The sequence below is a fragment of the Microbacterium sp. Y356 genome (assembly GCF_059445355.1).
In genome coordinates this window covers 2,846,897-2,852,968 of the sequence record NZ_JCAIUE010000001.1, presented here as the reverse complement: position 1 = coordinate 2,852,968, position 6,072 = coordinate 2,846,897, and the positions used below count along the sequence as shown (strand labels likewise).

Sequence of the window (6,072 nt, the reverse complement as noted above, 5' to 3'; positions counted from 1 at the left end):
CACAGCATGTCAAACCGACACGCCGCAAGACCCAAATTCGAGTAATTGTTCGAAGCTCAGAAAGCTTCAGGACAACTTCTCTAGTTTATCCCTTTCGCAGAGGCTGTCAAATCGGCGCTTCCGGATCTAAGATCCGATGTGCAGCCGATGACTGCTATCCACGAGGTGGGATCCTCATCCTAGTCGCAAGCGACCAGGTCTCTCAAGTGAGAGATTCGAGGTGGTTCTCCGCTTGAGGGGGGATGAGGCTTTTCGGCCTTTCCGCTTCCCTGTGGGGCGAACAAGTAATAACTTACGCGGGATCCAGAGGTCGGGCAAATCGGGCCGGTATCCCTGGCGTGTCGCACCTTCTGGGCCGGCGCTCCTGGCACGCAGAAGGGCCCCTGCCATACCGGCAGAGGCCCTTCTCGAGTCATACTCAGATGGCGTTGACGTCCAGCGGGATGCCGGGGCCGAACGTGGTCGACACTGCACCCTTCTGGATGTAGCGACCCTTTGCACTCGACGGCTTGAGGCGAACGATCTCCTCGAGAGCAGCGCTGATGTTCTCATCAAGCTGCTCAGCGGTGAAGGAAGCCTTGCCGACGACGAAGTGCACGTTGGAGTGCTTGTCGACGCGGAACTCGATCTTTCCGCCCTTGATCTCCTCGACGGCCTTAGCCGTGTTCGGAGTCACGGTACCGGTCTTCGGGTTCGGCATGAGGCCACGAGGACCAAGAACCTTACCCAGTCGACCAACCTGTCCCATGAGCTCCGGTGTGGAGACGGCGGAATCGAAGTCGGTCCAACCTGCGGCGACCTTCTCGATGAGCTCGGCGCCGCCGACCTCATCTGCACCTGCGGCGATAGCTGCCTCGGCCGCGGGGCCGGTGGCGAACACGATGACGCGGGCGGTCTTGCCGGTGCCGTGCGGGAGGATGACGGTGCCGCGCACCATCTGGTCCGCCTTGCGCGGGTCAACAGCGAGCTTCAGCGCGACCTCAACGGTCGAGTTGAACTTCGCCGAGCCGGTCTCCTTCGCGAGAGCAACAGCTTCGCTCGGAGTGTAGAAACGGTCTGCCTCGATCTTCTCGGCGGCAGCCTTGTAAGCCTTGGACTTTGCCATGATTATTCCCCTTAGCCCTCGACCGTGATGCCCATGGAGCGAGCTGTGCCGGAAATAATCAAGATTGCAGCCTCGATGTCATTCGCGTTCAGGTCAGCCTGCTTGGTCTCGGCGATCTGACGGACCTGGTCCTTCGTGATCTTCGCGACCTTGACCGTGTGCGGCGTGGCCGAGCCCTTGGCGACGCCAGCCGCCTTCTTGATGAGCTCTGCAGCCGGCGGGGTCTTCAGGATGAACGTGAAGCTGCGGTCCTCGTAGACGGTGATCTCGACGGGGACGACGTTTCCGCGCTGCGACTCGGTCGCGGCGTTGTACGCCTTGCAGAACTCCATGATGTTCACGCCGTGCTGACCGAGCGCAGGGCCGATCGGCGGCGCTGGGTTGGCTGCACCGGCGTTGATCTGAAGCTTGATCAGGCCGGTCACCTTCTTCTTAGGTGCCATTTCCTCTTCCTCTCATCGAATCGGATGCCGAGGCATCCGTTTCTCCCGCGAATCCGGCGGTTCCGGACTGCGGTGTGTTTCGCGCACGCCGAAGCGGCGCACAAACCAGGTCAGTCTACCTCATCCGACAGCTACTCGATCGCAGGCCCGTCCTCTGCATAGGTAGCGGTCATCGCTGCTCCCAAGGAAACCTTCGCGGGCCGCTGGCGTTCACCCCGCAAAGAAGCCAACATTGGGGGCATGCCCAGCACAGCCAAGCTCACCGCGGTCGTTGCCGCGCTCGTCCTTGCGACAACCGCCCTCGCCGGGTGCACCGCCACGACTGCAGCGCAGGCGGATCCGTCGCAGAAGCCCGCCGCGAACCACGCGCCCGAACCGAGCCCAACACCGGCCATAGCCGAGAGCGACGCTAACGACTGCGCCTACTATGCCAAGATCCATTTCGGCACCATGCGCGCGAACATCAGCGGGAAGCTCGTGGATCGGGGGGCACGTGACCTCGCCGCAGGCACCGTTGGCATGGATGACGAGGGCAACATCGTGTCCTACACTGTCGCGCCCGGTGACGCGCCGGATGCGATCGGCGCGCGGCTCTGCATCGAGATGGGGATGAGTATCCCACTGCTCAACCACACACGAACGATCCATCCCGACCAAGTGCTGCGATTCGATCGCGACCCCGATGTCCCGTGGATTCCGTACTACAACCCGGTAGACGCACCCGGCGGGTTCCAGCAGATTCCCTACCAGCAGGCGATCGAGGCGATGGCTGCTGCGGCCGACGCAGGCGACGTGGATGGTATGCGTGCGATCTGGGCCGATGGCCTGTCCGACATGTTCAGCACCCCGGAACACATCGACGTGATCCAACAGGCGCTCGATGTCGGCGATCTCGACGTGCTGAGCCAGATGTTCTCCTGACCTTCGCGGGCGGCAAAGGTACGTTTACGCGATTGCTGGGCGAGCAAGCACTGACCCAAAGACACTGCGACCAAGACAAAGACGCCCCGCCGGCCGGAGCCGAGCGGGGCGTCTTTTGACGAGTATGTCTATCAGAGCATCTTCGTGACCTGGTCGAACGACAGCTCAACCGGCGTCTCACGCTCGAATAGGGAGACGAGCACGGTGAGCTTGCCGCTCTCGGGCTTGATCTCGCTGATCGTACCGGGCAGACCCGCGAACGAGCCTTCCTTGATCGTGATGGTCTCGTTGACCTCGAAGTCGACCTCGGCGGGAAGCGGGCGGGCCACAGCCAGGCCACCCTTGGACTGAACGTTCTTCGCGGTCGGAACGTCCTTGACCTCGACGAGTGCCTTCAGCATGTTGAAGGCCTCTTCGAAACGCAGCGGGGTCGGGTTATGCGCGTTGCCCACGAAACCGGTGACGCCAGGCGTGTGACGCACGACTGACCACGTGTCTTCGTTGAGCTCCATGCGCACGAGCACGTAGCCGGGGATCCGGACGCGCGTGACCATCTTGCGCTGGCCGTTCTTGATCTCGACGACGTCCTCCATCGGGACCTCGATCTGGTAGATGTCGTCCTCGACCTCGAGCGTCGACTTGCGCTGCTCGATGTTGGCCTTCACCTTGCGCTCGAAACCGGCGTAGGAGTGGAGGACGTACCACTTGCCCGGCAGCATCCGCAGATCCATGCGGAATGCCTCGTACGGGTCTTCTTCAGCGTCGGCCTCTTCGGCGTCAGCCTCTTCTTCGGCGTCCTCGTCGGTCACGGCATCCTCGTCGCCGTTCACGTCTGGGCCGTCGTAGGGAGTCACTTCGTCAGCGGCTGCGGCCTCGATGTCGGCGGTGTCTTCTGCCACTGCGTCGTTGAGGACCTCAGCGGCAGCTTCGGTTTCTGCAGCCTCGTCCAGGTTGAGAGCGTCGTTCACGATCGCGTCTGCCTCCGGGTCGTTGATGTCGATGTCTTCCGCGCCTTCCACGTCCGTGTCATCCGCGTCGCCCTCGATGTGCAGCGCGGCGTGCTCGGCCGGCTCGACCGATCGCTCCTCTTCGGCGAGCATGTTGCCCTCCTGAGCTTCGTCGTCCTCGCTGGACTGCTCGGCGGCGGTCGCCATGTCGGCGTCGTCGGAATATCGTTCAGCCACGTTATTTCTTTCCATTCATTGCGGTGCAACCGCGGGAGTGACGCTTACTGCGGCACTCCGAAGACCTGGGCCGTCAACCACGAGAAGGCGGCATCCAGTCCGTAGACCAAAGCCATCATGATAGCCACGAAGACCAGCACGACCAAGGTGAACTTGAACAGTTCCTTACGCGTGGGAGTGACGACCTTGCGAAGCTCGCCGATGACCTGACGGAAGAACAGCGCGATACGGCCGAAGAAGCCAAGCTTCTTCACACCGGCGGCGCCGCCTGACGCGACGATATCGCCGCGCGTTTCGTCGTGATCCATCCTGAATGTACCTTTCGTGTGTCAGCGTTGCGCTGACGCGCAGGGCGGACAGGAATCGAACCTGCAACCTGCGGTTTTGGAGACCGCTGCTCTGCCAATTGAGCTACCGCCCTAGAGACCGGGGCCTCTGGATCTGCATCCTTCCCACACCCAAAGGCACGGAAAAAGAATGCAGATAACTGCTCCTCCAGTGTAGGGCATGCCGCGCACCCCGGCGAACAGAGCCCGCTTCACGCGCTGCGGACGTGCCCCGCGTGAGAAGCCCCGCGGCTCAGAACAGCTGCCGCCAGTTGGCCTTGGCAAGATCGACAAGCTCATCGCCGCGGCCAGACATCACCGTGCGAATGGCGAACAGCGCGAAGCCCTTGACCTGTTCGGCCGTGATCGCCGGCGGCATCGAGAGCTCCTGTCGTTCAGTGACGACATCGAGCAGCGCTGGGCCATCGTGAGCGAGCACCTCGCGCACGGCATCCGGCAGATCTTCGCTGCGCTCCACCCTCCTGGCGAAGATGCCGAGCGCCTCAGCCACGGCGGCGAAGTTGGGGTTCTCGAGGTCGGTCGCGTAGGTGACGAACCCGGCCGCCTTCATCTCAAGCTCGACAAAGTTGAGTGAGGAGTTGTTCACCACGATCGTCTTCACCGGCAGCTTGTTCTGCGTCAGCGTGATGAGCTCGCCCAGCATCATCGACAGACCGCCATCCCCCGCCAATGCGACCACCTGACGGTCAGGCTGTGCCGTCTGCGCGCCGATCCCGTGCATGAGCGCGTTCGCCATCGATCCGTGCACGAAGGAGCCGATCAAACGGCGCCGACCGTTCATGGTGAGATATCGCGCCGCCCACACTGTCGGCGAGCCGACATCCGCGGTGAAGATCGCGTCATCGCTCGCTGCTTCATCAAGCAGCCGAGCGAGATACTGCGGATGGATCGGGTTCTTGCCCTTGGAAGGCACAGCCAGCTCATCCAGCTTGGTGCGCGTCTTCCGGTAGTGCGCCACGGAGTCATCGAGGTGCGCGCGATCGCTCTTCTCCGCGATACGCGGGAGCAGAGCCTCCGCGGTCGCCTTCACGTCGCCGACCAGGCCGAGATCGAGCGGATGCCGCCTGCCGAGCTGCGAGCCGCGAATGTCGACCTGAATGGTGGTGGCGTCCTCGGGATAGAACTGCGCATACGGGAAGTCGGTGCCCAGCAGCAGCACGGTGTCGGCGGCCTCCATCGCGCGATAGCCGGAGGCGAAGCCCAAAAGCCCGGTCATCCCGACGTCGAAGGGGTTGTCGTGCTCGATGAACTCCTTGCCACGCAGGGAATGCACGATCGGCGCGCCGAGCCGGTCTGCCAGAGCGATTACCTCGTCGTGCGCGTCTTCGACGCCTGCTCCGGCGAGAATAGTGATCTTCTTCGCCGCGTTCAGCAGCTGAGCGGCCTTCTCGAGCTCTGCGCCGTTAGGCACGATGATGGGATGCGCCCGTTCGATGACGCTGGCACGGTCGACCGGCACCTCAGCGAGGGCCACTTCGCCTGGGATCACGATCACGGCGACGCCACGCTGCTCGATTGCTGCACGCATCGCGATCTCCAGGATGCGCGGCATCTGGATCGGGTCAGATACGAACTCGACGTACACGCTGCACTCGCGGAAGAGTTCCTGCGGGTGGGTCTCCTGGAAGTATCCGGTGCCGATCTCCTGCGTCGGGATGTGCGCAGCGATTGCCAGCACGGGAACGCGGGAGCGATTCGCGTCGAACAGGCCGTTGATCAGATGCAGGTTTCCAGGGCCGCAGGAGCCTGCCACCACGGCAAGCTCGCCGGTGATCGCCGCATCCGCCGCCGCCGCGAATGCGGCTGATTCTTCATGCCGCACGTGCAACCACCGGATGGTGCCATCCCGGCGGAGCGCGTCGGTGAACCCGTTCAGGGAATCACCGGGGATGCCGTAAACCCGATCGATGTGGTTGGCGCGAAGGGTGTGGACGATGTTCTCGGCGACAGTGACCATGCTCCGAGGCTACCGTTCGCCACATCGGCACGGGCCGTCTCAGCGATGTCCCCCATGCTCCGCCGTGAAAAAGAGCGAGAGGTCCCGGTATCCGTCTGGGACGGATGCCGGGACC

General features: G+C 63.0%; 6 protein-coding genes and 1 tRNA gene. 1 reads left to right on the top strand and 6 read right to left on the bottom strand.

The features are described from left to right. Nucleotides 1-418: 418 nt before the first annotated feature. Both rplA and rplK read right to left on the bottom strand, forming a co-directional pair. Nucleotides 419-1,108: a 50S ribosomal protein L1 gene (rplA, locus tag AC1C2Q_RS13635; RefSeq protein ID WP_495431764.1), complete on the bottom strand. Its 690-nt coding sequence runs from the start codon at nucleotides 1,106-1,108 to the stop codon at nucleotides 419-421. 8 nt (nucleotides 1,109-1,116) lie between these two features. Beyond that, on the bottom strand, nucleotides 1,117-1,548 hold the full coding sequence (gene rplK, locus AC1C2Q_RS13630) for a 50S ribosomal protein L11 (protein ID WP_495431627.1): 432 nt from the start codon (nucleotides 1,546-1,548) through the stop codon (nucleotides 1,117-1,119). A gap of 240 nt (nucleotides 1,549-1,788) precedes the next feature. On the opposite strand from rplK, the gene AC1C2Q_RS13625 reads away from it, so the two are divergent. Next, nucleotides 1,789-2,469, top strand: a complete 681-nt coding sequence (locus tag AC1C2Q_RS13625) for a hypothetical protein (RefSeq protein WP_495450518.1) — start codon at nucleotides 1,789-1,791, stop codon at nucleotides 2,467-2,469. 131 nt (nucleotides 2,470-2,600) lie between these two features. On the opposite strand, the gene nusG is transcribed toward AC1C2Q_RS13625, so the two are convergent. The 4 genes from nusG to poxB all read right to left on the bottom strand — a co-directional run bounded on the left by nusG (nucleotide 2,601) and on the right by poxB (nucleotide 5,957). Continuing rightward, on the bottom strand, nucleotides 2,601-3,653 hold the full coding sequence (gene nusG, locus AC1C2Q_RS13620; protein ID WP_495450517.1) for a transcription termination/antitermination protein NusG: 1,053 nt from the start codon (nucleotides 3,651-3,653) through the stop codon (nucleotides 2,601-2,603). Between the two features lie 44 nt (nucleotides 3,654-3,697). Continuing rightward, nucleotides 3,698-3,961, bottom strand: coding sequence for a preprotein translocase subunit SecE (gene secE / locus AC1C2Q_RS13615; protein ID WP_495450516.1), 264 nt, complete (start codon nucleotides 3,959-3,961; stop codon nucleotides 3,698-3,700). Nucleotides 3,962-4,001: 40 nt separating this feature from the next. After that, nucleotides 4,002-4,074: transfer RNA gene (locus tag AC1C2Q_RS13610), tRNA-Trp, on the bottom strand. A gap of 158 nt (nucleotides 4,075-4,232) precedes the next feature. Continuing rightward, the gene (gene poxB / locus AC1C2Q_RS13605) at nucleotides 4,233-5,957 is read right to left on the bottom strand and encodes a ubiquinone-dependent pyruvate dehydrogenase (protein ID WP_495431622.1); all 1,725 of its coding nucleotides are present in this window, start codon (nucleotides 5,955-5,957) and stop codon (nucleotides 4,233-4,235) included. Nucleotides 5,958-6,072: the final 115 nt, after the last annotated feature.

What these genes read in the sequence shown, in the direction of transcription:
- rplK (WP_495431627.1), bottom strand. Translation starts at nt 1,548, where the DNA reads ATGGCACCTAAGAAGAAGGTGACCGGCCTGATCAAGCTTCAGATCAAC.
- AC1C2Q_RS13625 (WP_495450518.1), top strand. Translation starts at nt 1,789, where the DNA reads ATGCCCAGCACAGCCAAGCTCACCGCGGTCGTTGCCGCGCTCGTCCTT.
- secE (WP_495450516.1), bottom strand. Translation starts at nt 3,961, where the DNA reads ATGGATCACGACGAAACGCGCGGCGATATCGTCGCGTCAGGCGGCGCC.
- poxB (WP_495431622.1), bottom strand. Translation starts at nt 5,957, where the DNA reads ATGGTCACTGTCGCCGAGAACATCGTCCACACCCTTCGCGCCAACCAC.